The organism is Streptomyces sp. NPDC030245, assembly GCF_055572995.1.
The window spans coordinates 810,572-836,630 of record NZ_JBVICF010000002.1; the positions used below are offsets into that span (position 1 = coordinate 810,572).

Sequence of the window (26,059 nt, forward strand, 5' to 3'; positions counted from 1 at the left end):
CCCTATCGGTGCGAAGTGGCGGAGGTGCCGGCCGGCACGGTCCGTGGGGTCGGTGCGGGATGGAAGCGGCGGCGGTACTCGGCGGGTGCGGCGCCGAGGACCTTGACGAAGGCGCGGCGCATGGCCTCCGGCGTGCCGTAGCCGCAGGCGCGGGAGATCTCCTCGACCCCGTCGGAGGTGTCCTCCAGGAGCCGGCGGGCGTGTTCGATGCGGACGCGCTCGACGTACCTGCCCGGCGTCAGCCCGGTGTCCGCCTGGAAGGCGCGGGCGAAGTGGCGGGGCGAGAGCCGGGCGCGGGCGGCCAGCGCGTCGACCGAGAGGTCGTCGGCCGGATGCTCGGTGATCCACTGCTGGACCTCGCGCAGCGGTTCGCGCCGCGCGGTCTGGGCGGCGAGCTGCGCGCTGAACTGCGCCTGGTTCCCCGGGCGCCGCAGGAAGACCACGAGATGGCGGGCGACCGTGAGCGCCACCTCGCGGCCCAGATCCTCCTCGACGAGCGCCAGGGCGAGGTCGATGCCCGCGGTGACCCCGGCGGACGTCGCGACATGCCCGTCGCGTACGTAGATGGGGTCCGGGTCGACCTCGACGCCCGGGTGCTGCTCGGCGAGGCGGTCGCAGTACGCCCAGTGCGTCGTCGCCCGGCGCCCCTCCAGGAGGCCGGCCTCGGCGAGCCGGATCGCTCCGGTGCAGACCGACACCAGGCGCTGTGCGCGCGGGCCGTTCTCGCGCAGCCAGCCGGTCAGCCCGGGGTCCGGCGAGCGGGTGGCGGGGCCGCCCGGGACCACCAGGGTGTGCGGCGCGGGCGCGTCCGCCAGCGTGGAGTCGGGGGTCAGGGTCAGACCGCTGGACGTGCGGACGGGGCCGCCGTCGAGGGAGGCGGTGCGGACGAGATAGCCGGCCCTGGAGTCGGCGAGGCAGAGGTCGGCGCCCGCGAAGACCTCCACGGGCCCGGTGACGTCGAGGCTCTGGACGCCGTCGAAGAGGACGACCAGGACGGTGCGCTGGGCCATGCGCTCGATTCTTGGCCCGCCGACCGGCGCCCGCAATGACGAATAACCCACCTTTCCTGCCATCCGGCTCGCCCGTCGGCCCGGCCACCAGGAAGGTTTCCCGACCCCGCGGAAAACCGCCCCGCCCCCCATACCAACCAGTAGGTATCGTGCGCACATGACCTCTTCGACGACCTCGTCCGCGCCCGCCGCCCTGGAGCCGCGCGCCGGCCGCCGCTGCCACAACGTGCTCAACTCGCTCCACTCGACGCACTACTTCTCCCCCGACGTCGGACGGGAGCTGGGCGGTCTCGGGATAACCCACCCGCACGCCGTCAACTTCGCCGTGCGCGCGGCGGCCCTGGGCGCCGTCGGCCCCGGGACCGTGGCCGCCACCTTCTACAACTACAAGTACGAGCTGATCACCGCGCACGTCCCGCGGATCTGGCGGACCGCCTCCCCCGAAGACGTCCTCGCGGCGCGGCTGCGGGCCGTCGACACGACGCTGCGGCGCCTCCTCGGTGAGGAGCTCGTCGCCTCGCCGGAGATGGCGGAGGCCGCGGGCCTCGCGCTGCGCGCCACCGAGGCCTGCACCCGCGGCGCCCGCCCGCTGTACGCCGCCCACGCCGACCTGCCCGTCCCCGAGGAGCCGCACCTCGCCTACTGGCACGCGGCGACGCTGCTGCGCGAGCACCGCGGCGACGGGCACCTGACGGCGCTGCTCGACGCCGGACTCGACGGTCTCGAAGCCCTGGTGAGCCACACCGCGACCGGCAAGGGCACCAGGCCGAAGTGGGTCTTCTCCACCCGCGGCTGGAACCAGGAGGAGTGGGACGCCGCGGCCGAGCGGCTGCGGGCGCGCGGAGTGCTCGACGGCGAGGGCGAGTTGACGGAGGCCGGGGTGGCACTGCGCCGGGACGTCGAGGAGCGCACGGACCACCTGGACCGGGCCCCGTACGAGCACTTGGGCGCGGCGGGCGTCGAGCGTCTCACCGAACTCGGCACCCTGTTCATCGGCACGGCACTGAAGGCCGGCGCGTTCCCCGCGGATCTGCTCGGCAAGCGCTGAGCGGCCCGGCGCCACCGGCGCGCATGTCTTCGGGCGTCCGAGGTACCCGTGCGTCCACCGGCCCCGCCGACCCGGCGGCGCCGCAGGGACGAAAGGGGAGTTCTCATGTTCCGTGCCATCGCGGACGTACTGCGTCAGATCGGTGCCGCCATCGCCACCGTCGTCACCCTGCCGTTCCGGGCCCTGGCCCGGCTGTTCGGCGGAGCCTCCAGCACCGCGGGGCGGGCCGGGCGCGGCGGCGGCCGCCGATCCGGGCGGATGGGCCGGGCCCGCCGGGTCTGATCCCTCCCTGCCGGCGCCACCTGCCACAATTGCCCGGCAACCCGAGAGAAGGCGGTACCGGAACGTGGCAGCTTTGAAGACGTCCACCCCAGCGTCCATCGAGAGCAGGATCGCCGAGGAGCTCGGCGTACGGGAGCGGCAGGTGAAGGCCGCCGTCGACCTGCTCGACGGCGGCTCCACGGTGCCCTTCATCGCGCGCTACCGCAAGGAAGCGACCGAGATGCTCGACGACGCGCAGCTGCGCACGCTCGAGGAGCGGCTGCGCTACCTGCGGGAACTGGAGGACCGGCGCGCCGCCATCCTCGAATCCGTTCGTGAGCAGGGCAAGCTCACCGACGAGTTGGAGGCACGGATCCGCGAGGCGGACACCAAGGCGCGGCTCGAGGACATCTACCTGCCCTTCAAGCCGAAGCGGCGCACGAAGGCGCAGATCGCCCGCGAGGCGGGCCTCGAGCCGCTGGCCGACGGGCTGCTCGCCGACCCGACCGTGGAGCCGCACGCCGCCGCGGCCGCGTTCGTCGCCGCCGACAAGGGCGTCGCGGACTCGCAGGCCGCGCTGGACGGGGCGCGGGCGATCCTCGCCGAGCGGTTCTCGGAGGACGCCGACCTGATCGGTGAGCTGCGCGAGCGCATGTGGGTGCGCGGCCGCCTGGTGGCGAAGGTGCGGGACGGCAAGGAGGAGGCGGGCGCCAAGTTCGCCGACTACTTCGACTTCGCCGAGCCCTTCACGGAGCTGCCCTCGCACCGCGTCCTCGCCATGCTGCGCGGCGAGAAGGAGGACGTCCTCGACCTCGTCCTTGAGCCGGAGGAGGCCGCCGCCACGCCGGGCGCCCCCTCCTCGTACGAGGGGATCGTCGCCCAGCGCTTCGGCGTCGCCGACCGGGGCCGCCCGGCCGACAAGTGGCTCCAGGACACCGTGCGCTGGTCCTGGCGGACCAGGATCCTCGTGCACCTCGGCATCGACCTGCGGCTGCGCCTGCGGACGGCCGCCGAGGACGAGGCGGTGCGGGTCTTCGCGTCGAACCTGCGCGACCTGCTGCTCGCGGCGCCCGCGGGCACGCGCGCGACGCTGGGCCTCGACCCCGGTTTCCGTACGGGGGTGAAGGTGGCCGTCGTCGACGCCACCGGCAAGGTCGTCGCGACCGACACGATCCATCCGCACGTCCCGGCGAACAAGTGGGACCAGTCCCTGGCGACGCTCGCGCGGCTCGCGAAGGAGCACGCCGTCGACCTGATCGCCATCGGGAACGGCACGGCGTCCCGCGAGACCGACAAGCTCGCCGGTGAACTCATCGCCAAGCACCCGGAGTTGAACCTGACGAAGGTGATGGTCTCCGAGGCGGGCGCCTCCGTGTACTCGGCTTCGGCCTTCGCCTCGCAGGAGCTGCCGGACCTCGACGTCTCGATCCGCGGCGCGGTCTCCATCGCGCGGCGCCTCCAGGACCCGCTCGCCGAGCTGGTGAAGATCGACCCCAAGTCGATCGGCGTCGGCCAGTACCAGCACGACCTGTCGGAGGTGAAGCTCTCCCGCTCGCTGGACGCGGTCGTCGAGGACTGTGTGAACGGCGTCGGCGTGGACGTGAACACCGCGTCCGCCCCGCTCCTCGCGCGCGTCTCGGGCATCGGCTCCGGCCTCGCGGAGAACATCGTGGCGCACCGCGACGCGAACGGCCCGTTCAAGAGCCGCAAGAGCCTCAAGGACGTGGCCAGGCTCGGCCCGAAGGCGTACGAGCAGTGTGCGGGCTTCCTCCGCATCCGCGGCGGCGACGACCCGCTGGACGCCTCCAGCGTGCACCCGGAGGCGTATCCAGTGGTGCGCAAGATGGTGAAGTCGGCGGGCGGCGAGGTCGCTTCGCTGATCGGCAACACGAGTGCGCTGCGCTCGCTTCGGCCGGAGCAGTTCGTGGACGAGGTCTTCGGTCTGCCGACGGTCACGGACATCCTGAAGGAGCTGGAGAAGCCGGGCCGCGACCCGCGTCCCGCCTTCAAGACGGCGACCTTCAAGGACGGCGTGGAGAAGATCTCCGACCTGGCCGCGGGGATGGTCCTCGAAGGCGTCGTCACGAACGTGGCCGCGTTCGGGGCGTTCGTGGACGTCGGTGTGCACCAGGACGGTCTGGTGCACGTCTCCGCCATGTCGAAGACGTTCGTCAAGGACCCGCGGGATGTCGTGAAGCCCGGCGACATCGTCAAGGTGAAGGTCATGGACGTGGACATTCCGCGCAAACGGATCTCGCTGACGCTGCGGCTGGACGACGAGGCGGCTGCCGCAGCGGGTGAGGGTGCTCCCTCTCCCTCGGGTGAGGGGCGGCCGAAGCGGGGCGGCGGGCGGCCGCCTCAGCAGCGGCAGCGCGGCGGAGGCCAGCGCCAGCAGCAGCGTGGGCAGAAGCCGCAGCGGCAGGGGCCGCCGCCCGCCAACGACGCGATGGCCGAAGCGCTGCGGCGGGCCGGGCTCGTGGATCCGAAGCGGCGCTGAGACACAGTCCCCGAAGGGGCGGAGGTCAGAGTGGCAGTTCCGTCACTTTGCCCTCCGCCACCTCCAGGCGGCGTGTCACCCGGACCGCGTCCAGCATCCTGCGGTCGTGCGTGACCAGCAGAAGCGTGCCCTCGTACGTGTCCAGGGCCGACTCCAGCTGCTCGATCGCGGGCAGGTCCAGGTGGTTCGTCGGCTCGTCCAGGACGAGGAGGTTGACGCCCCGGCCCTGGAGCAGGGCGAGGGCCGCGCGGGTCCGCTCGCCGGGCGAGAGCGTGGCCGCCGAGCGCAGCACGTGGGCCGCCTTCAGGCCGAACTTGGCGAGCAGCGTGCGCACTTCGGCCGGCTCGGTGTCGGGGACAGCCGCGCAGAACGCGTCGAGCAGGGACTCCTCGCCGTGGAACAGGGCGCGCGCCTGGTCGACCTCGCCGACGAGCACGCCCGAGCCGAGGGCCGCGTGGCCCGCGTCCAGCGGGACGCGGGACAGGAGAGCGGCGAGCAGCGTCGACTTGCCCGAGCCGTTCGCGCCGGTGATGGCCACGCGGTCCGCCCAGTCGATCTGGAGCGTGACCGGGCCGAGTGTGAACGCGCCCCGGCGCACCTCCGCGTCGCGCAGGCTCGCGACGACCGCGCCGGAGCGTGGTGCCGCCGCGATCTCCATCTGGAGCTCCCACTCCTTCCGGGGCTCCTCGACGACGTCGAGGCGCTCGATCATCCGCTGCGTCTGGCGGGCCTTCGCCGCCTGCTTCTCGCTGGTGTCGCTGCGGAAGTTCCGGCCGATCTTGTCGTTGTCGCCGCCCTTGGCGGCCTTGCGGCGGGCGTTCCTGACGCCCTTGTCGGCCCAGGAGCGCTGCATCTGGGCGCGGCTCTGGAGCGCGGCCTTCTTGTCGGCGTACTCCTCGTAGTCGTCGCGGGCGTGCCTGCGGGCCGTCTCCCGCTCCTCCAGATACGCGTCGTAGCCGCCGCCGTAGAGGTTGACCTGCTGCTGGGCCAGGTCCAGTTCGAGGACCTTGGTGACGGTGCGGGTGAGGAACTCGCGGTCGTGCGACACGACGACGGTGCCGGCCCGCAGCCCTCGTACGAAGCTCTCCAGGCGCTCCAGGCCCGCCAGGTCGAGGTCGTTGGTCGGCTCGTCCAGGAGGAACACGTCGTAGCGGGAGAGGAGGAGCGAGGCGAGGCCCGCGCGGGCCGCCTGGCCTCCCGAGAGCGACGTCATCGGCTGGTCCAGGGCGACGGTGAGGCCGAGCGAGTCGGCGACTTCCCCGGCGCGGTCGTCGAGGTCCGCGCCGCCGAGCGCCAGCCAGCGCTCCAGGCTGGTGGCGTACGCGTCGTCCGCGCCGGGGGCGCCGTCGACGAGGGCCTGGGTGGCGTCGTCCATGACGCGCTGGGCCTCGGCCACGCCGGTGCGGCGGGCCAGGAAGGCGCGGATGCTCTCGCCGGGGCGGCGGTCGGGCTCCTGCGGGAGGTGCCCGACACAGGCGCCGGGCGGTGAGAGCCTCAGCTCACCCCGCTCGGGGGTGTCCACCCCCGCGAGCAGCCGCAGCAGGGTGGACTTCCCCGCTCCGTTGGCCCCGACGAGACCGATGACGTCGCCGGGGGCGACGACGAGGTCCAGTCCGGAGAACAGGGTGCGGTCGCCGTGGCCGGCGGCGAGGTCTTTGGCGACGAGGGTTGCGGTCATCAGGGGCGATTGTAGGCCCCCGTCAGGGTGAGACGGGGGCCACCAGGACGCTCGTGGAGGTCCGGGCCACCACGTATGCGCTGCCCTTCGTGGACTTGGGAGGCAGGGGGAGCTTGTGGTGGCCCGGTTGCAGGACCTCGTCGAAGACTTCGTGGACGTGGGTGCGGGAGAGCCGGTCCGTGCGGTACGTCGTGAGGTGGACCCGGCACGTGGACGTGACGTCCAGGTCCGCCGAGGCCCGGTCCGCCGCGAGGCCGGTGAGGCGGCGCTGTTCCTGGGGGCCGCGGTCCAGCGCGTGCTCGATCTGGGCGACGAGGAGCGGGATGATGGGCGCGAGGCCGTCGACGTGGGTGACGTCGACGCCGACCGCGTCGAAGGCGGTCCGGACGGACCGGCGGGTGGCGTCGGGGACCGTGGGGCCGAAGGCGACCGCTCCGTACGTGCGCAGTTCGTCCGCCGGGACGTCCGCCGCGTCCGCCGCGATCTCCGCGCCGATGCCGATCGTGCGGAGCGCCGCCGCCAGCTTGGCGAGCACCGCCACGCGCGCGCCGATCAGCAGGACCCGGCGGCGGGTCTGCCGCTCGCTCCCGGAGAGCAACTGGCCGAGCGCGGCGCGGTACTCGGTGCCCCGGAAGCGGAAGGGCCCTATGCCGTGGTAGCCGTTGAGCGTCAGGTCGGCGGGTTCGGCCGTCTGCCAGGCGAAGTCGCGCCAGACGAAGTCGTCGCTGCCGTCGTCGCTCCGCTCGATCACCGCCGTGACGGCGCCGCACTCCAGGCCCTCGCACTCGGGGCAGCCGTAGATGACGTACCGTCCGTCGCCCAGCGGCGCCCGGTCCTCCAGGAGCAGCCTGCGGACGTGGGCGGTGAAGATCGCCGGGGGGATGTCGGAGGCGAGCGGCGACACCGCGTCGAGGTCGGAGAGCTGGAAGAGGAGGGGGCGCCCGTTCACGATGAAGTCGACGAAGTCACGGTGCACTTGGTAGTCACCGTTGGCGAGAACTCCACCGGCGCGCATGGCCGGTGCCAGACCGAAGGTCGCGTACTCGGCAGACATGCTGTGAGTATCCCCACCCGACGTGCGTCGTGCGCACCGCAGCACGGATTGCGCCGCGTTCCCGGGGGGAGGCGGCACCGGTGTCACCGTCGTCCGGTGGGCGCCGCCTCCCGGGGCGGCCGGTCAGCGGGGCTCGGCCGGGTCGTTGTCCCGTTCCGGTCCTTCGGTGTCGGCGTCGTCGTCCCGGGCGGGGCCGATGCGGAGCTCGAAGTCACCGTCGTGGTGCTCGTGGCCGGCGATGACGGCCTTCTCCAGGACCTCCGTGCCGTGCTCGCCGCGGACGATCAGCGGGTCGTGGCGCAGGTCCCGCATGAGGGACACGCACATGCCGATCATGACGAGGGTGAACGGCGCGGCGACCAGGATCGTGAGGTTCCGCAGGCCCGTGAGCGCGTCGTCCGAGCCGTCGCCGATCAGCAGCATGATCGCCGCGACGGCGCCGGTCACGATGCCCCAGAAGACCACGACGAACCGGCCGGGTTCGAGGGCGCCCTTCTGGGAGAGCGTGCCCATCACGATGGACGCGGCGTCGGCGCCGGAGACGAAGAAGATGCCGACGAGGATCATCACGAGCAGGCTGGTCACGGTGGCGATCGGGTACTCGTTGAGGAGGCCGAAGAGCTGGGCCTCCTGGGACATGTCGCCCTTGAGCCCGCCGCGCTCCGAGACGGTCATGGCGCTGCCGCCGAAGACCGCGAACCAGATGAGGCTGACGGTGCTGGGCACCAGGATGACGCCGCCGACGAACTGCCGGACGGTACGGCCGCGGCTGATGCGGGCGATGAACATGCCGACGAAGGGCGTCCAGGAGATCCACCAGGCCCAGTAGAAGACCGTCCAGCTGCTCAGCCAGTCCGCGACGCCCTTGCCGCTCGACGCCTCGGTGCGGCCGATGAGCTGCGGCAGGTCGTTGAGGTAGGCGCCGATCGACGTCGGCACCATGTCGAGGATGATGACCGTCGGGCCCGCGACGAAGACGAAGAGGACGAGGAGCCCGGCGAGCACCATGTTGATGTTCGAGAGCCACTGCACGCCCTTCTCCACACCGGAGACGGCGGACGCGACGAAGGCCAGGGAGAGCACGGCGATGATCACGACGAGCAGGCCGGTGCCCGCCGTCTCCATCCAGTCGAGCTCCTCGATGCCGCTGCCGATCTGAAGGGCGCCGAGGCCGAGCGAGGCGGCCGAGCCGAAGAGCGTGGCGAAGATGGCGAGGATGTCGATGACCCGCCCCCAGGCGCCGCGCGCGTGCTTCTTGCCGATGAGCGGCTCGAAGACGGCGCTGATGGTCTGCCGGCGGTTGCGGCGGAAGGTGCTGTACGCGATGGCGAGGCCCACGACCGCGTAGATCGCCCACGGGTGGAGCGTCCAGTGGAAGAGGGTGGTGGCCATCGCGGTCTCCATGGCCGCGGGCGCGTCCGCCGGGTCGGTGCCCGGCGGTGGCGTGGTGAAGTGGGCCAGGGGTTCGCTCACCCCGTAGAACATCAGGCCGATGCCCATGCCGGCACTGAACATCATGGCGACCCAGGAGACGGTGCGGAACTCCGGGTCCTCGCCCTCCCGGCCGAGCGTGATCTTCCCGTACCGGCTGACCGCCAGCCAGAGCGCGAAGACGACGAACCCGGTGGCCGTCAGCATGAAGAACCAACCGCCGTTGTGCATCAGACCGTTGAGCATGTCCGTGGAGACATTCTCGAGCGAGTCCGTCGACACCGCGCCCCAGACCACGAACGCGAGGGTCAGCACGGCGGTCACGCCGAAGACCACCCGGTCCGTCTGCGGGGACCGGCCACCGGGGGCGGGCGCCATGATGTCCGGCGACCCTCCCCCGTCGTCCGCTTTATGTTGATCCTGCGTCACAAGTGACACCTTTCGAGGGGTCGATATGGGTCCGGACTTTGTTCACCGCTACCCCCTACCACATGTGACGCACCTCTCACTTGCTCAACAGGCCATGTCGGGTCGACCTGTGACCATGTGGTACGGCGCGCGCTCGTCGAGCAGCAGCGGCACCAGGGCCCGCGCCGACTGCCGCAGCGGGACGTACGCACCGGACTTCAGACGCTTCACGGTGACGCCGTGCAGCGCCAGTTCGTCCTTGATGTCGCCGTACTGGTCGGCGGTCAGGCGGTAGCCGCAGGGCGGGTTCTGGATCGTCTCCGCCGGCTCGGCGGGGTCGTTGTCGGCGCCGCCGACGTAGACCGGGCCGCGGTCGCGGTAACCCTCGGTGCGGGCCGCGCCGGTGGCCGCCTCCAGCTGCCCGCGGCGTTCGTCCGTGTAGTCGAACAGGCCGCCGAGCGCCGAGCGCTGGGACGTCACGCGGCGCCGGTTGTTCAGCGCCTCGTCCTGCTTCTCGGCGTCCGTGAGGGGGTCGACGCGGCTCTCGATCAGCAGGCCCGCGGCGTGCTTGATGCCTGACATGTTGCGCAGGATGCGCTCCTGTCCATCGCCCGCGACCTGCTTGACCGGCTCGCCGGTGACGGGGTCGGTCCAGATGCCGTAGGTGCCGGTGGTGTATCCGTCGTGCTCGGCGGCCGGTCGCACGTACGCCTTGGAGAGGGTCTGCGCCTCGCCGTGCACGGCCTCGTCGGTGTTGAGGTTGCGCGGCCAGAGGTCGAACAGGTCCTTGTCGTAGTACTTGGGGGTGGCGCCGTACTCGTGCAGGTCGTAGATGACGTCCGGCTCGTGGTCGCGGATCACGGCGGCCAGGGCGCGGGCCTCCGCGGTCCGCAGCGAGAGGTGGTCGCGGTTGATGTCGAGGCCGTCGGAGTTGCCGCGGGTGTCGGCGGCGCGGCCGTCCGGGTTGGCGGTGGGCACGACGAGCAGCGTGGTGCGGGAGAGGAACTTCCTGGTCTTCTTGTCCTTCGCGTAGGCGAGGTCGCGGATCGTGGACAGACACGCCTCGCGGCCCGAGGGCTCGTCGCCGTGCTGGCTACAGATCAGCAACACGGTGTTCCTCGTCGGCCGTTCGCCGATGCGGACCAGCTGGAGGGGCCGGTCCTGCTTGGTGGTGCCTATTCGGGCGACCGAGACTCTCTTCGCGGCCCTGTCCACGGTGGTGAGGAGGTCCTGCTCCTCGGGCTGGCTGGTCCAGCGCGCGCCGTTCGTCTCCTCGAATCCGGTACGGGGCGGGGCCGGCGCCGCCTGCGCGGGCGCCGTCAGGAGCGGTGCGGCGAGCGCGGTGGCGGCGCAGGCGAGCGCCAGGGTGCGGATGCGCGGTGTCATGAAGTGGTGCCTCCGGGGATGGGGTTGAGCGGACGCGGCGGGGCCACGCCGTCGAGACGGGAGTCGCGGGGTGTGCCGGGTGCGGTGGTGGTGAACGCGCCGGCGCCGCCGACCAGCGGCAGCTTCGCCGAGGTGCGGGCCAGGTCGACGGTGAGCGTCGGAGTGTCGGCGGGCGGTTCGATCAGGTTCCTGTCGGTGCCCGCGACGATCAGCGCGAGCCGGTGCCCCTTCGGCACGACGTGGTCGGTCGCGGCGAGGTCGAGGGTGATGGTGTGCGGCTTGCCCGGGGTGAGCGGGCGGCCGTGCCGGGCGTCGGCCCAGTTGCCGAGGTCGGCCCAGCCGCGGCTGAAGATGGTGTAGTCCACGTCGGCGGTCCTGGCGCGCGTCTCCTTGAAGCAGGCGCTGTCACCCGGCGTGCTCGCGCCCCAGCAGGTGCGTTCGGGGAGCGTGGTGATGCCCTCGCCCGCGGCGGCGTAGTCGCGGATGGTGTCGGGCCCGAGGTCGACGAGGACCGCGGAGAGGTGGGCGGTGCGGGTCGTCGGGGTCGCGGTGACGGTCACCTTCGACGACCCGGACAGGCGCAGGTCGCGGGCGAGGGGCCTGCTGACGAAGCCGGCCTTGTCCGGGGTCGGCGTGTCGATGCGCTCGGCCCAGTCGGTCTCGCCAAGCCGCGGGTCGTCGGTGAAGGTCTCGGAGCCCTTGCCCGGCCGGGTGCCGAGGGTGCCCACGCCGGGTGCGGTGCCCTTGGCGGGGCGCAGCTCGACGGCGCGCGTGCCGCGCGGGGGCCAGACGCGGTCGGTGGTCCAGCGGTCCGGGGCGCGCTCGATGTCGGCCATCGGTTCGCGGTCGACGCCGTTGTCGTAACCGAGGAGTTCGTGGTCGAACCAGCGGTGCAGGGTGCGCACCCAGTCGGCGCGGCGGAAGTCGAAGGGGTCGACGTGGCCGGCCTGGCTGAGCCAGATCTTGCGGTCGACGCCGTTCTCGGCGAGCGCGTCCCACCACTGGCCGAAGTGCTTGGTGCGGACGTTGAGGTCCTGCATGCCGTGGACGACGAAGACGCTGGCGCGCACCTTGTCGGCGTCGGGCACGTGGTCGCGCTCGCTCCACAGGCGGGTCCAGTCGCCGGTGCGGGGTGCCCCGTCGATGAGCCGCTGCTGGACGGCGCCGCAGCGGGCGCGGGCCTCGGGGCTCTCCACGTAGTCCGACAGCCACTCGGGGCCGCTGTCGTAGAGCGGGGCGCCCTTCGCGAAGTAGTAGTCGTACCAGGAGGAGATGGCGCCGATCGGCACGATGGTCTTGAGACCGGGGACGCCGGTGGCGGCGACGCCGTTCGCGACGGTTCCGTCGTAGCTCTTGCCGATCATTCCGGTGGCGCCGTTGGTCCACGACGCCTTCGCGCGTTCCTTTCCGGTGCGGCTGGTGTAGCCGTGGGCGCGGCCGTTCAGCCAGTCGACGACGGCCTTGGCGGACTGCACGTCGGAGCGTCCGCCGACGTCGACGCAGCCGTCGGAGCGGTTCGTGCCCGCGAGGTCGACGGCGACGTAGCCGTAGCCGCGGGGCACGAAGTAGTTGTCGTAGTAGAGCGGGAAGCGGACGGGGTCGCCGTTCTCGTCGTACGTCTTCTTCTGGCTCTCGTTGCCGCGTCCGCAGCAAGCGTAGTACGGGCTCGCGTCCATGATCACGGGGATCCGGCGGCCCGTGCGGTCGAGTTCGCGGGGTCTGACGATGTCGACGGCGACGCGGTCGGTCCTGCCGTCCGCGTCGCCGTCGATCCTGGTGTCGACCCATACGGATTCGCGTATCGCGTCCTCGTACGAGTACACGGGTCTGCTCTCGCCCGGCTTGCGCGGGGCCGGGCCGGCCCCCTGCGCCGCGCCCGGGGACATGAGGGTGGCCATCAGGGCGGCCAGGGCCGCCGTCAGCAGCGTTCTCCACAGGAGTCGGGTGCGTCGCGCACGTATCGGCATGGCGCGGAAGGTACACCGGTGAACCCTTGTGCGACAGAGGGCTGCACGCAGCCGGGACAGGTGCATGGGACAACCAGGCACATGTCGGCCGAATGGCGATCGTGTGACGTCCGAGGCCATGGACATGACGTGTACGGGCGGGGCTGAATAGGCTCCTGGACCAAGACGAACAGTTGTTGTGACCCTACGACTTGGAGCTCTTGTGCACCGCAGACTCATCGCCCCGGGCGCTCTCGCGGCCTCCCTCCTGCTGGCGATCCCGGCATCGGCCGCGGACTTCTCCCCCGGGGCGCCGGGCATCGGCGACCCCTATTACCCGGCGAGCGGCAACGGCGGATACGACGTCTCGCACTACGACCTGCGGCTGAAGTACCAGCCCGCGACGGACCTGCTCGAAGGCACGGCGACGCTCAACGCCCGCACCACGCAGGACCTCTCGCGCTTCAACCTCGACTTCGGGCTCAAGGTCTCCGAGGTGCGGGTCAACGGCAAGAAGGCGAAGTTCGCGAAGACCGGCGACCAGGAGCTGGAGATCACCCCGGCGGCCGGGCTGCCCAAGGGCACGCCGATCACGGTCGTCGTGCGGTACGCGGGCAAGCCGTCCGAGGTGAAGATCAACGGTTACACGGCCTGGCACCGGACGCCGGACGGCGGTGTCGCGGCGCAGGAGCCGGAGGCCGCCGCGTGGTGGTTCCCCTCCAACGACCACCCGCTGGACAAGGCCACGTACGACGTCTCCGTCTCCGTGCCCGACGGCACCCAGGCGATCTCCAACGGCGTGCTCCAGTCGCAGAGTTCACGCCTCGGCTGGACCCGCTACAACTGGCGGTCGAACAAGCCGCAGGCCAGCTACCTCGCGACGCTGGCGGTCGGCAAGTTCGACATCACGACCGACAAGACGGAGAGCGGTCTGCCCGTCCTCAACGCGTACAGCAAGGACTTGGGCGACAACGCCGGCGCGGCGCGGGCCAGCATCGAGCGGACCGCCGAGGTCACCGAGTGGCTGGAGACGCTCTACGGCAAGTACCCCTTCAACGCCCTCGGCGGCTATGTGCCGAACGTGAAGAGCAGCTACGCCCTGGAGACCCAGACCAGGCCCTTCTACAGCCCCGCCGCGTTCGCGAACGGCTCCAACGCGTCGATCGTCGTCCACGAGATCGCCCACCAGTGGTACGGCGACAGCGTCTCCGTGGACGGCTGGAAGGACATCTGGATCAACGAGGGCTTCGCCCGCTACAGCCAGTGGCTGTGGTCGGAGAAGGAGGGCGAGGGCACGGCGCAGGAGCTGGCGGACTACGTGTACGCGCAGCGCACCGCGACCGACCCGTTCTGGAAGGTCAAGCCGGGCGACCCGGGCCCGGACAACCAGTTCCACATAGCCGTCTACGACCGGGGCGCGCTCGCCCTCCAGGCGCTGCGCAACGAGATCGGCGACGACGCGTTCTTCGCGATCCTGAAGGGGTGGCCGCAGAAGCACGCGTACGGCAACGCCAAGGTCGGCGACTTCGTGAAGTACGCCGAGAAGATCTCGGGCAAGCCGCTCGCGGAGCTGTTCGACACGTGGCTCTACCAGCCGTCGCGCCCGGCGGCCCCCGCCGCGCGGGACGCCGGGATCGCCCGGTCGTCGGCCGCCCCGGCGAAGCCGAAGTCGTGGAAGCAGATCGCCGCGACGAACGGAGTGCACGCCCACGGACACCACGCACACCACGGAAAGAACGAGAAGCACGAGAAGCACGGCCACTGACGGCCGGGCGCGCCGCGCCGCCCCGGGCTACCGCCCGGCGGCGCGGTGGCGTGCCCGCGCCTTCCGGGCCACAGGCAGGTAGCGCAGCCGCTCCGGCAGGAGGGGCACCACCGTGCGGACCACCCGGCCGAAGCGGCGCAGTTTGCGCTCCTGCGCGGCGGTCCACGGCAGGCCGATCGCCGCACGGGCGTCCGGCGGCATCAGGCCGATCGTGACGAAGCGGCGGAAGCGGGCCAGCGGGGGCAGCAGTACGGGCCACAGGGTACGCAGCAGCAGGCGTACGGGGAGGGGGCCGCGGTCCGGTGCCGGGACGGGCTGGTCGGTGGCGGTCAGTTCGGCCGCCACCCGCGTCAGTTCGAGCTCGTCCGCGAGGACCTTGCGGTAGTACGGCCAGAACTCCTCCAGTGTCTGCGGCATGTCACGGTCGTGCAGGCCGAGGACGCGGCCGACCCGCAGCCACTCCGCGTACAGCTGCCGTTCCTGCGCCTCGGTGAAGGGGCGGCCCAGGTACTGCTGCGCGTGCCGGTAGACGGGGAAGCCGGTGGCGTGGACCCATCCGTAGGCCGCGGGTGTCAGTGCGTGGTAGCGGCGGCCGCGCGTGTCCGTGCCCCGGATGGTGCGGTGCAGCGCGCGCAGCCTGCGGCCCTCCGCGGCGGCCTCGTCCCCGCCGTACACCCACAGCAGGACCGAGCGCACCGAGCGCTCGCCCCTCCCCCACGGGTCGGTACGGAACACCGAGTGCGCGTCGACGCCCGCGCCGACCGCCGGGTGCGCGACCTGCATGGTGAACGCGGGCGGCAGCATCAGGAACATGCGGATGTCGCCCGCGATGCTCCAGAGGATGCCGCCGGGCGGGGGCGGTTGCGGGTCCCGGTCGTCGGCGTGGTGGTTCATGTGACGTGCTCCTCGGCCGTGCCCCGTGGCGTGCGTGTTCCAGTATGCGACCGCGGGCGCGCGGGCCGTCAGCGCGCCAGGGCGTACGCGTCCAGGATGACGTCGAGGACCGCGTCGGGTTCGCGCACCGTCGGGAAGTGGTCGCTGTGTTCGAGGCGGACCAGGCGGCAGCCGGGGATGCGTTGCGCCATCGTCTCGTTCAAGTGGCGCACCTCGGGCTGGTCGTGCTCGGCCACGGCGAGGACGCACGGCACGTCGAGCTCGCCGAGCCGGTCGTAGACGGGCGGGTCCGGCACGTGGTGCGGGTGCACGGCGAACCACGCCGGGATCACCGCCTTGAGGTGCGCCGTCACCTCGGGGTCGTCCCCGGTGCCCACCCTGGCGGAGACGCCCCGCATCATGGTCACGACGCCGTCCACGTCGCCCTCCTGGGCGCGCCGACCGACCTCGGCCATGAACTCCGGCGGCAGCGGATCGTCGGCGCCGGTGACGCTCGGCACCACCAGGGCGAGGCTCGCCACCCGGGCGGGGTCGCGCAGCGCGAGGCTGAGGGCGGTCGCGCCGCCCATGCTGGACCCGGCGAGGACCGCGCGGGCCACGCCGTAGTGGTCGAGGACGGCGATCAGGTCCTCGACCAGGGAGTACGGGGCGGTCGGGGCCGGCGACCTGCCGTAGCCCCGCGCGTCGTAGTGGATCACCCGGTGCCGCTCCGCGAGGCGCGGCAGGATGCCGCCCCAGATCCGGGAGTCGCCGACTCCGGGGTGCAGCAGGACCAGGGGGAGGCTTTCGCCCTCCGTGCCGCTCGGTTCACCCGAGTCGTGCGACCACAGTTCGCCGTCCTTGACAGAGACCATGACGTCCATGTCCCCGAGTCTCCGGCCGCGGGGGCCGGGCCACCAGTGGTGTCGGCGGACGAGGGCGTGAATGCGTACGCCTAGCGACCGGAACCCGTCGGCTCGGTTCCCGGCCCGGTCCTCGGCCCGTTCCTCGGCCCCGACCACGCGTCGGCGCGCGGGGCGGGGCGTGGGGCGGTGCGCGGGGCCTCCGCGATGCGGCCCGCCACCTCGGACGCCCACTCGGAGATCTGGCGGCGCAGCTCGGCCTCGGCCTCGGCGCGCTCCGCCTCCTCGCGGGCCTGGCCGGTGGCGAGCGGTCCTGCGTCCTCCCACGGGCCGTCCGCACGCGCCTCGGAGAGCAGCCTTCCGCGCGTCTCCGGCCTGCTGACGATCACCGGCAGCGCCGCGAGTGCGGGACCGCGGCCGCTGCCGGGCAGGAGGCGGACGGCGAGAAGGCGTGCGGCGAGGAGGTAGAGGGCACAGAGCAGGGCCGCGACGACCGCCGGCTCGAGCTGCGTGGGGACAAGGTGCGCGGAGATGAACTGCATGCCGGGGCTCTACCCGCTCATCCGTGCGCAACAACGCACACGTGCGGGCCGGTTGTCCGTCCGCCCGACCCGGGCCCTGCCGAACAGCGCGGCGGCGCCACCCCGAAGACACATGGTCTCCGGCGTGACGCCACCGTACGGGCTCACCGGCAGTGGTGTGCTGTCAGCTGTCCTTCGGGGCCGTGAGGCCCTGGGCCTCGCGCTCCACCCGGCGGCGGACGCCGAACCAGCCGACGACCAGGGCCGCGCCCACGACCGGGATGAGGAACAGCGTCTTGCGGCCGACCTCGGCGTCCTTCCACATCAGGCCGAGGACGGCGAGCAGGAACGCGATCGTCACGTACTCGGTGACACCGCTGAAGGGGAGCTGGAACTTCGGCCGGGTGATCTCGCCGCGCTTCGCGCTGCGCACGAAGGCGAGGTGGCAGACCATGATCGTGATCCAGGTGCCGATGATGCCGAGCGAGGCCACGTTCAGGACGATCTCGAAGGCCTTGCCCGGCACCACCTTGTTGAGGCCGACGCCGACGACGCCGAGGGAGGCGGTGAGCAGGATGCCGCCGTAGGGCACCTGGTTGCGGTTCATCTTGGCGGTGAACCGCGGGGCGGAACCCGACATCGCCATCGAGCGCAGGATGCGGCCCGTGGAGTAGAGGCCGGAGTTGAGCGAGGACATGGCGGCGGTGAGGACCACGAAGTTCATCACGTCACCGGCGGCCGGTACGCCGATCTTGGAGAGGACCGTCACGAACGGGCTCTGGGCGGCCGAGTACACCGTGCCCGGCAGCAGCAGCGCGAGCAGGACGACGGAGCCGACGTAGAAGAGGCCGACGCGCCACATGATCGAGTTCACCGCGCGCGGGACGATCTTCTGCGGGTCCTTGGTCTCGCCCGCCGCGACGCCGACCAGCTCCAGCGAGGCGTACGCGAAGACGACGCCCTGCATCACGATCACGACCGGCATCAGACCGTTCGGCATCAGGCCGCCGTGGTCGGTGATCATGTTGAGGCCGGGCGTCTCGCCGCCCACCTTGTGCTGGCTGGCCAGCAGGTAGATACCGATGATCATGAAGGCGCTCAGTGCGGCCACCTTGATGATCGAGAACCAGAACTCCATCTCGCCGAAGTACTTCACCGAGACGAGGTTCACCGACAGCACGACCGCGAGGGCGATCAGGGCGAGCACCCACTGGGGGATGTCGGTGAAGAAGCTCCAGTAGTGCGTGTACAGCGCGATCGCCGTGATGTCGGCGATGCAGGTGGTCGACCAGTTGAGGAAGTACATCCAACCGGCGAAGAACGCGCCCTTCTCGCCGAGGAACTCACGCGCGTACGAGACGAACGAACCGGACGAGGGCCGGTACAGGACCATCTCGCCGAGCGCCCTGACGACGAAGAACGCGAAAACGCCGCACACGAGGTACGCGAGGGCGAGCGCGGGGCCCGCCGAGTGGAGACGGCCGCCCGCCCCCAGGAAGAGGCCGGTGCCGATCGCGCCACCGATCGCGATCATGTTGACGTGACGGGCCTTGAGGTCCTTGCTGTAACCGGCGTCGCCCGCGTCCGCGGGGGCCTGGGGCGCATCTGTGCGGGATGCGTCCAGGACGGCCGAATCTACGGCTTCCTTGCTCACGTGGGGGATCTACTCTCTGGTGCCCGGAAGAGCTCCCGGGGTCCGGATGTGCTCCGGCCCGCGACACCCCTGACGCGCGCGGACCGACGGGACACCTTCCCCCACGGATCACCCCGCACGCGGTGGCGCACGTCACATAGCGGGACTTCTCACATGCTGGTCAGGGGGTGTACAGGGCGTCGATGACCTGCATGTACTTGTCACGGATCACCCGGCGGCGCAGCTTCAGGGACGGCGTCAGCTCGCCGGTCTCCGGGCCCCACTCCTCGGCGAGCAGCCGGTAGCGCTTGATCTGCTCGGTGCGGTTCAGGCGCGCGTTGGCGGCCTCCACGGCGCGGGCCACCTCCGCGAGGACCGCCTCGTGGGTGACCAGGTCCCCCTCGATGCCGCGCGCGGCGGCCCAGGCGGGCGCCATCTCGGGGTCGAGGACGAGCAGCGCCACCAGATAGGAGCGGCCGTCCCCGTGGACGAGGGCCTGGCCGATCAGCGGGTGCTCCTTGAGGGCGCTCTCGACGAGGGCGGGCGCGACGTTCTTGCCCGTCGAGGTCACGATCAGCTCCTTCTTGCGGTCGGTGAGCCAGAGGTAGCCGTCCTCGTCGAGCCGCCCGATGTCCCCGGTGGCGAACCAGCCGTCCGCGTCCCGCACGTCGTCGACGCCGCCGTCCGGCCTCAGATAGCCGTCGAAGACCGTCGCGCCGCGCACCAGGATCTCGCCGTCGTCGGCGACCCGTACTTCGAGGCCTTCGAGGGGGCGGCCCACCGAGCCGAGCCTGAACCCGTCGGGCCCGTTCGCCGTGACGACACCGGAGGTCTCGGTGAGCCCCCACGCGTCCATGATCACGAGGCCGAAGCCGGCCCAGAACCTGGCCACGTCCAGCGGCATCGGCGCCGACGCGCTCGCGGTCCACACGAGCCGGTCGAACCCGGCCAGGGCGAGCAGCGGGTCGAGGACCCGCTCCTTGGCCTCCTCGTACGCCGCCCGGAGCTCGGCGGGCGGCTCCTCCCCGCGCTCCCGGCAGGCGATGTGCGCGCGTGCCGTCTCGTTCGCCGCCTCGATGGCGCGGCGCCGCTCCTCCGGCAGCCCGGCGAGCGCGGCCCGCACGGACGCGGCGAGCTTCTCCCACACGCGCGGGACGCCGAAGAACTGGAAGGGGCGCAGCTCGCGCGCGGTGGCGGCCACTTGTGCGGGGTCGGCGCACAGATAGACGTGGGCGGCGCGGAGCACCGGCAGGTAGATGCCGAGCAGGCGCTCCGCGATGTGCGCGAAGGGCAGGTAGCAGATGTGCCCGACATGTTCGGGGAACTCGACGACGCCGTCCAGGGCGATGCCGTTCAGGATGACGTTGCGGTGCGTGAGGCGGACGCCCTTGGGGTCGCCGGTGGTGCCCGAGGTGTAGACGACGGTGAGCGGATCGGCCGGGCGGTTCTCGCGCCAGCCCTTCTCGAAGACGTCGGGGTTGAAGAGGCGGCTGCCGGTGGCGTGCAGGGAGCCGTACGTACGGTGTTCGCCCGCCTCGGCCGCCTCCACCACGACGAGGCGCTCCAGCGGGGCCGTGTCGTCCGACAGGAGGGGTTCCCAGCGGGGCAGTTCCCGGGCGCCCTCGACGATCGCGAAGCGGGCCCGGCTGTGCCGGACGATGTGCGCGACCTGTTCGGGGGCCGAGGTGCCGTACACGGTGACGGGCACGGCTCCGAGGTGCACCAGGGCGAGGTCGCTCAGCCAGTGCTCGGGGCGGTTGCCCATCATCATCAGGACGTGCTCGCCGCGCTCGACGCCGAGCGCGGCGTAACCGGCGGCGAGGACGCCCACCTTGCGCCGCGCCTCGCGCCAGGTGAGCGTCGACCACTCCTCCCCCACGCGCCACGACAGCGCGGGCAGGTCTCCGTGGTCCTCGGCGTTGCGGAGCAGCAGGGCGGGGAGCGTGATGTCGGCAGGATCTCCGGGGAGTCGCAGGATCGTGGTCATGACCGCCTCCTGGTGCCATCGATTGGGGCGGAGGGTTTCACAACACTGGTGTGCCAGCAATACTGTTGCACCATGACGACCGATACCGAGGGCGTGGTGACCGAGGCCGGTGAGCCGACGCTCACGGTCGACGAACTCGCCGCGCGCGCGGGCGTCACGGTCCGCACGATCCGCTTCTACAGCACGAAGGGGCTGCTCCCGCCGCCGGTGATCGGCCCGCGCCGCGTCGGCCGCTACGGCCAGGAGCACCTGTCCCGGCTCGCCCTCATCGAGGAGCTCCAGCACCAGGGGATGACGCTCGCCGCGATCGAGCGGTATCTGGAGCAGCTGCCCGCGGACCTCAGCGCGCACGACCTGGCCATCCACCGCGCCGTGGTGGCCTCGTGGGCGCCCGACTCGGCGGAGGACACCCCGCACGCCGAGCTGGAGCGCAGGGCGGGCCGCGCGCTCGGCGACGAGGACCTGGACCGGCTCGCGGCGATGGGCGTGATCGCCCGCACCCCGTCCCCCGGCACGTACCGCGTGGACCTGGGCCTGCTCCGCCTCGGGGTGCAGCTCTTGGACGTGCCCATCGCGCACGAGACGATCCTGGCGGCGCGCACGGTCCTGATGGAACACACCCGCGAGGCCGCGCACCAGCTGTCCCGGCTCTTCCGCGACGAGGTCTGGGGGCCCTACCGCGAGCGTGAGTCGGACCCCGAGCACGTGGCGGCGATGCGGTCGCTCTCGGCCCATATGCAGCCGATGGTGGTGCAGGCGCTGGTGACCGCGTTCCAGCGGTCCCTCAAGGAGGAGCTGCGGGAGTGGCTCAAGGAGAGCTGAGCCACTCCCGCGGACGGGCGACGGACGACGGGCGACAGGTCAGCCGTCGCTGAACCGCTCGCCGTTCTCCGCCTTCTCGATGAGCAGTGCGGGCGGCGTGAACCGCTCTCCGTAGCGCTCGGCGAGCTCACGCGCGCGTGCCACGAATCCGGGCAGGCCGCCTTCGTAGCCGTTGATGTACTGAAGGACGCCGCCCGTCCAGCCCGGGAAGCCGATGCCGAGGATGGAGCCGATGTTGGCGTCGGCGACCGACGTGAGGACGCCCTCCTCCAGAAGGCGTACGGTGTCGAGCGCTTCGGAGAAGAGCATGCGCTCCTGCATGTCCTCGAACGGGATCTCGTGCCCCGGCTTGGTGAAGTGCTCGCGCAGCCCCGGCCAGAGCTTGGCGCGCTTGCCGTCCACGTAGTCGTAGAAGCCCGCTCCCCCGCTCCTGCCGGGGCGCTCGAACTCATCGACCATGCGGTCGATCACGGTGTCCGAGGGGTGGCCCGCCCAGGTGCCGCCCGCCTCCTCGACGGCCTTCTTCGTCTCGTTGCGGATCTTGCGGGGCAGGGTGAGGGTCAGCTCGTCCATCAGGGACAGGACCTTCGCCGGGTAGCCCGCCTGGGCCGCCGCCTGCTCGACCGAGGCGGGCTCGATGCCCTCGCCGACCATCGCGACGCCTTCGTTGATGAAGTGCCCGATGACGCGCGAGGTGAAGAAGCCGCGCGAGTCGTTGACGACGATCGGCGTCTTGTTGATCTGGCGCACCAGGTCGAAGGCGCGGGCGAGCGCCTCGTCGCCGGTCCGCTCGCCCTTGATGATCTCGACGAGCGGCATCTTGTCGACGGGCGAGAAGAAGTGGAGCCCGATGAAGTCGACCGGGCGCGTGACCCCCTCGGCCAGGGTGGTGATCGGCAGGGTGGAGGTGTTGGAGCAGAGCAGCGCGTCCGGCTCGACGATGTCCTGGATCTCCTGGAACACCTTGTGCTTGAGCGAGGTGTCCTCGAAGACCGCCTCGATCACGGCGTCGCAGCCCGCGAGGGCCTGCGGGTCCGCGGTCGGCGTGATGCGGGCGAGCAGCGCGTCCGCCTTCTCCTGTGTCGTACGGCCGCGCTGGACCGCCTTGACGCAGAGCTTCTCGGAGTACCCCTTGCCCTTCTGCGCCGCCTCCGCGGAGACGTCCTTGAGGACGACCTCGATGCCCGCGCGGGCGCACGAGTACGCGATGCCGGCGCCCATCATGCCCGCGCCGAGCACGGCGACCTTGCGGACCTGGCGCGGCTCGATGTCCTTGGGGCGGTTGGCGCCGGAGTTGACGGCCTGGAGGTCGAAGAAGAACGCCTGGATCATGTTCTTCGCGACCTGGCCCGTGACCAGCTCGGTGAAGTACCGGGCCTCGATGGTCAGCGCGGTCTCGAAGTCGACCTGGGAGCCCTCGACGGCCGCCGCGAGGATGTTCCGCGGGGCCGGGTAGTTGGCGCCCGCGGTCTGCTTCTTGAGGTTGGCGGGGAAGGCGGGGAGGTTCGCCGCGAACTTGGGGTTCGCCGGGGTGCCGCCCGGGATGCGGTAGCCGGGCCGGTCCCAGGGCTGCTGCGACTCGGGGTTGGCGTCGATGAAGGCGCGGGCCTTCTCGATCATCTCCTCCGGGGTGGCGGCCAGTTCGTGGACGAGACCGTTCTCCAGGGCGCGCTTCGGGTTGTACTGGGTGCCCTGGAGGAGCACCTTGAGGAGGGCGTCCGTGATGCCCATGAGGCGGACGGTACGGGTGACGCCGCCGCCGGCGGGCAGCAGGCCGAGGGTGACCTCGGGCAGGCCGATCTTGGAGCCGGGGGCGTCGAGGGCGACGCGGTGGTGGGAGGCGAGGGCGATCTCGTAGCCGCCGCCGAGGGCCGCGCCGTTGATGGCGGCGACGACGGGCTTGCCCAGGGTCTCGATGCGGCGCAGGGAGTTCTTGATGGCGTTGCCCGTGTCGAACGCCTGCTGGGCGTTGTCCGGGCCGACCTTGATCATGTCCTTGAGGTCGCCGCCCGCGAAGAAGGTCTTCTTGGCGGAGGTGTAGATGAACCCGCGGATGGCGTCCTTGTCGGCGGCGACGGCTGCCTCGGCGCGGTCGGCGATCGCCGCGATGGAGTCCTTGAACGCCTGGTTCATGGTGTTCGCGGACTGGTTGGGGTCGTCGAGGACGAGGGTGACGACACCGGTGTCGTCCTGCTCCCAGCGGATGGTCGTGCTTTCGGTCATGTTCGCTTCTCCGTGAGGTGTGGGGCGGGCGGGTTTGGGGGGGGCGGCTGGGGTTCGTGGCCGACTGGCCGCCGGTGGGGGCTGGTCGCGCAGTTCCCCGCGCCCCTGAGATGCGCACTCCGTGCGCCATCTCAGAGGGGCGCGTCGGGGAAGGCGCGGCGGAGCCGCGGGCCTTCAGGGGCGCGGGGAACTGCGCGAGCGACCACGACTCACCCGCGGTCGGCGACGCACCCCGGCCCCAACGGCGCGACCCCTACAGCCGCTCCACGATCGTGGCGATGCCCATGCCCCCGCCCACGCACAACGTGGCCAACCCGTACCGAAGATCCCTCCGCTCCAGCTCGTCCACGAGCGTCCCGAGGATCATCGCCCCGGTCGCCCCGAGGGGGTGACCGAGCGCGATCGCACCCCCGTTGACGTTCACCTTGTCCAAGGACAGCCCCATGTCCTTCACGAAGCGCAGCACGACCGCCGCGAACGCCTCGTTGATCTCGACGAGGTCGATGTCGTCGATGGTGAGACCGGCCTTCGCGAGCGCCTTGCGGGTCGCGGGCGCGGGCCCGGTCAGCATGATCAGCGGCTCGGAGCCGGAGACCGCCGCGGAGACGATCCGCGCACGCGGCGCGAGACCGTAACGCTCACCGACCTCCTTCGTGCCGATGGCGACGAGCGAGGCGCCGTCGACGATGCCGGAGGAGTTGCCCGCGTGGTGCACGTGGTCGATCTCCTCGATCCAGTGGTACTTCTGGAGCGCGACGGCGTCGAAGCCGCCCAGGTCGCCGATGTCCTTGAAGGACGGCTTCAGCTTGGCCAGGGAGTCGGCGGTGGTGCCGGGCCGCATGTGCTCGTCGTGGTCGAGGACGACGAGGCCGTTGCGGTCCTTGACCGGGACGACGGACCTGTCGAAGCGGCCGTCCTTCCAGGCCGCGGCGGCCCGCTCCTGCGAGAGCGCCGCGTACTCGTCGACGTCGCGCCGCGAGAAGCCCTCGATGGTGGCGATGAGGTCGGCGCCGATACCCTGCGGCGCGAAGCCGGTCTCGAAGTTGGTCATCGGGTCGTTGAACCAGGCACCGCCGTCGGAGGCCATCGGCACCCGCGACATCGACTCGACGCCACCCGCGAGCACCAGGTCCTCCCAGCCCGAGCGGACCTTCATCGCGGCGAGGTTGACCGCTTCGAGGCCGGAGGCACAGAAGCGGTTCTCCTGGACGCCGGCGACCGTGTCGGGCAGGCCCGCGGCGATGGCGGCGATCCGCGCGATGTCGGAGCCCTGGTCGCCGACCGGGCCGACCACGCCGAGGACGATGTCGTCGATGGCGGCCGGGTCCAGGTCGGGGAAGCGCGCCCGGATCTCGTGGATGAGGCCGACGACGAGGTCGATCGGCTTGGTGCCGTGCAGGGCACCGCTGGCCTTGCCGCGTCCGCGCGGGGTGCGGATCGCGTCGTATACGTACGCTTCGGTGGTCACGCGTGAGCCTTTCGGGGGTGTCCGGGAGGGTGAGGGTGCGGGTCAGCCGAGGAGGGAGCGGCCGATGATCTCCTTCATGATCTCGGTCGTACCGCCGTAGATGGTCTGGATGCGGCCGTCGGTGAAGGCCTTGGCGACGCGGTACTCCGCCATGTAGCCGTATCCGCCGTGCAGTTGCAGGCAGCGGTCGGCGACCCGCTTCTGGAGCTCGGTGGCCCACCACTTCGCCATCGACGCGTGCACGGCGTCGAGTTCCCCGTTCGAGTGATCGACGATGCACCGGTCGAGGAAGGTGCGGGTGACGGCGCACTCGGTGGCCATCTCCGCGATCTCGAAGCGGATGTGCTGGAGCCGGGAGAGCGGGCGCCCGAAGGCCTCGCGCTCCTTCACGTAGGTCGTGGTGATGTCCAGGAGGTGTTCGGCGGCGGCGATCCCGGCGACGGCGATGCCCATGCGCTCCTGCGCGAGGTTCGTCATCAGGTGGACGAAGGCGCCGTTGAGCTCGCCGAGCAGGTTCTCCTTGGGGACGCGTACGTCGTTGAAGAACAGCTCGGCGGTGTCCTGGGACTTCTGGCCGATCTTGTCGAGGTTGCGGCCGCGTTCGAAGCCCGGCGTGCCACGCTCGACGACGAGGAGCGACAGGCCGTGCGCGCCGCCTTCGGGGGAGGTCTTGGCAACGACGATGACGAGGTCGGCGAGGATGCCGTTCGAGATGAACGTCTTGGAGCCGTTGAGCACCCAGTGGTCGCCGTGGTCCTCGGCGCTGGTGCGGATGCCCTGGAGGTCGGAGCCCGCGCCGGGCTCGGTCATCGCGATGGCCGTGATGGTCTCGCCGGTGCAGAAGCCGGGCAGCCAGCGCCGCTTCTGCTCCTCGGTGGCGAGCGAGGTCAGGTAGGGGCCGATGATGTCGTTGTGCAGGCCGATCGCGAGTCCGGCGGCGCCCGCGCGTGTGAACTCCTCGGCGAGGACCGCGGCGTAACGGAAGTCGTCGTTCCCGCCGCCTCCGTACTCCTCGGGGACGGCGAGGCCGAGCAGCCCCTGCTTGCCGGCGGCGAGCCAGGCGTCACGGCTGACGATGCCGTCCTTCTCCCACTGCTCGTAGTGCGGCAGCACCTCCTTGGCCAGGAAGGTGCGGACGGTCTCGCGGAACGCCTCGTGTTCCGCGGAGAAGATCTGTCGCTTCAC

At 71.5% G+C, this 26,059-nt stretch carries 18 protein-coding genes and 1 pseudogene; 5 read left to right on the top strand and 14 right to left on the bottom strand.

The window, feature by feature from the left end; translation table 11 throughout:
• Window positions 1-2: 2 nt before the first annotated feature.
• The gene (locus ACZ4Z4_RS08045; protein WP_468323800.1) at window positions 3-1,010 is read right to left on the bottom strand and encodes a GlxA family transcriptional regulator; all 1,008 of its coding nucleotides are present in this window, start codon (window positions 1,008-1,010) and stop codon (window positions 3-5) included.
• Between the two features lie 157 nt (window positions 1,011-1,167).
• Between ACZ4Z4_RS08045 and ACZ4Z4_RS08050 the strand changes: the two genes are divergently transcribed.
• From ACZ4Z4_RS08050 to ACZ4Z4_RS08060, 3 genes and pseudogenes are all read left to right on the top strand, one after another.
• Entirely contained in the window at window positions 1,168-2,058 is an 891-nt protein-coding gene (locus ACZ4Z4_RS08050) for an SCO6745 family protein (protein ID WP_468323803.1), read from the top strand.
• A gap of 105 nt (window positions 2,059-2,163) precedes the next feature.
• A pseudogene (locus ACZ4Z4_RS08055) lies at window positions 2,164-2,277 on the top strand (LPFR motif small protein); the annotation flags it as partial.
• Between the two features lie 127 nt (window positions 2,278-2,404).
• A complete protein-coding gene (locus ACZ4Z4_RS08060; RefSeq protein ID WP_468323806.1) occupies window positions 2,405-4,816 on the top strand; it encodes a Tex family protein in 2,412 nt (803 codons plus the stop codon).
• A 25-nt stretch (window positions 4,817-4,841) separates the two neighbouring features.
• Here the strand turns inward: ACZ4Z4_RS08060 and ACZ4Z4_RS08065 are convergent, their stop codons facing one another.
• The 5 genes from ACZ4Z4_RS08065 to ACZ4Z4_RS08085 all read right to left on the bottom strand — a co-directional run bounded on the left by ACZ4Z4_RS08065 (window position 4,842) and on the right by ACZ4Z4_RS08085 (window position 12,740).
• Window positions 4,842-6,494 carry an ABC-F family ATP-binding cassette domain-containing protein gene (locus ACZ4Z4_RS08065; protein WP_468323809.1) on the bottom strand — a complete coding sequence of 551 codons (1,653 nt, stop codon included), beginning with the start codon at window positions 6,492-6,494 and terminating at the stop codon, window positions 4,842-4,844.
• 22 nt (window positions 6,495-6,516) lie between these two features.
• On the bottom strand, window positions 6,517-7,548 hold the full coding sequence (locus ACZ4Z4_RS08070) for an oxidoreductase (protein WP_468323812.1): 1,032 nt from the start codon (window positions 7,546-7,548) through the stop codon (window positions 6,517-6,519).
• A gap of 123 nt (window positions 7,549-7,671) precedes the next feature.
• Window positions 7,672-9,357, bottom strand: a complete 1,686-nt coding sequence (locus ACZ4Z4_RS08075; protein ID WP_468323814.1) for a BCCT family transporter — start codon at window positions 9,355-9,357, stop codon at window positions 7,672-7,674.
• 135 nt (window positions 9,358-9,492) lie between these two features.
• On the bottom strand, window positions 9,493-10,773 hold the full coding sequence (locus ACZ4Z4_RS08080; protein ID WP_468323817.1) for a M14 family metallopeptidase: 1,281 nt from the start codon (window positions 10,771-10,773) through the stop codon (window positions 9,493-9,495).
• Window positions 10,770-12,740 carry a Xaa-Pro dipeptidyl-peptidase gene (locus ACZ4Z4_RS08085; RefSeq protein WP_468323819.1) on the bottom strand — a complete coding sequence of 657 codons (1,971 nt, stop codon included), beginning with the start codon at window positions 12,738-12,740 and terminating at the stop codon, window positions 10,770-10,772. Before ACZ4Z4_RS08085 ends, ACZ4Z4_RS08080 begins: the two co-directional genes overlap by 4 nt.
• A 202-nt stretch (window positions 12,741-12,942) precedes the next feature.
• Between ACZ4Z4_RS08085 and ACZ4Z4_RS08090 the strand changes: the two genes are divergently transcribed.
• Entirely contained in the window at window positions 12,943-14,484 is a 1,542-nt protein-coding gene (locus tag ACZ4Z4_RS08090) for a M1 family metallopeptidase (protein WP_468323822.1), read from the top strand.
• Window positions 14,485-14,511: 27 nt separating this feature from the next.
• Here the strand turns inward: ACZ4Z4_RS08090 and ACZ4Z4_RS08095 are convergent, their stop codons facing one another.
• The 5 genes from ACZ4Z4_RS08095 to ACZ4Z4_RS08115 form a co-directional block, all read right to left on the bottom strand.
• Window positions 14,512-15,378, bottom strand: coding sequence for an oxygenase MpaB family protein (locus ACZ4Z4_RS08095; RefSeq protein WP_468323825.1), 867 nt, complete (start codon window positions 15,376-15,378; stop codon window positions 14,512-14,514).
• A gap of 68 nt (window positions 15,379-15,446) precedes the next feature.
• Window positions 15,447-16,241, bottom strand: coding sequence for an alpha/beta fold hydrolase (locus ACZ4Z4_RS08100; protein WP_468323828.1), 795 nt, complete (start codon window positions 16,239-16,241; stop codon window positions 15,447-15,449).
• Between the two features lie 71 nt (window positions 16,242-16,312).
• A complete protein-coding gene (locus ACZ4Z4_RS08105; RefSeq protein WP_468323831.1) occupies window positions 16,313-16,762 on the bottom strand; it encodes a hypothetical protein in 450 nt (149 codons plus the stop codon).
• Window positions 16,763-16,925: 163 nt separating this feature from the next.
• Window positions 16,926-18,395 (bottom strand): amino acid permease, encoded by a 1,470-nt coding sequence (locus ACZ4Z4_RS08110; protein WP_468323833.1) that lies wholly within the window; start codon window positions 18,393-18,395, stop codon window positions 16,926-16,928.
• 160 nt (window positions 18,396-18,555) lie between these two features.
• On the bottom strand, window positions 18,556-20,361 hold the full coding sequence (locus ACZ4Z4_RS08115; RefSeq protein WP_468323836.1) for an AMP-dependent synthetase/ligase: 1,806 nt from the start codon (window positions 20,359-20,361) through the stop codon (window positions 18,556-18,558).
• A gap of 72 nt (window positions 20,362-20,433) precedes the next feature.
• On the opposite strand from ACZ4Z4_RS08115, the gene ACZ4Z4_RS08120 reads away from it, so the two are divergent.
• Window positions 20,434-21,183, top strand: a complete 750-nt coding sequence (locus ACZ4Z4_RS08120) for a MerR family transcriptional regulator (protein ID WP_468323839.1) — start codon at window positions 20,434-20,436, stop codon at window positions 21,181-21,183.
• Between the two features lie 39 nt (window positions 21,184-21,222).
• On the opposite strand, the gene ACZ4Z4_RS08125 is transcribed toward ACZ4Z4_RS08120, so the two are convergent.
• From ACZ4Z4_RS08125 to ACZ4Z4_RS08135, 3 genes are all read right to left on the bottom strand, one after another.
• Window positions 21,223-23,406, bottom strand: coding sequence for a 3-hydroxyacyl-CoA dehydrogenase NAD-binding domain-containing protein (locus tag ACZ4Z4_RS08125; protein ID WP_468323842.1), 2,184 nt, complete (start codon window positions 23,404-23,406; stop codon window positions 21,223-21,225).
• Between the two features lie 253 nt (window positions 23,407-23,659).
• Window positions 23,660-24,874 carry an acetyl-CoA C-acetyltransferase gene (locus tag ACZ4Z4_RS08130; RefSeq protein ID WP_468323845.1) on the bottom strand — a complete coding sequence of 405 codons (1,215 nt, stop codon included), beginning with the start codon at window positions 24,872-24,874 and terminating at the stop codon, window positions 23,660-23,662.
• A gap of 42 nt (window positions 24,875-24,916) precedes the next feature.
• The gene (locus ACZ4Z4_RS08135) at window positions 24,917-26,059 is read right to left on the bottom strand and encodes an acyl-CoA dehydrogenase family protein (protein ID WP_468323848.1); all 1,143 of its coding nucleotides are present in this window, start codon (window positions 26,057-26,059) and stop codon (window positions 24,917-24,919) included.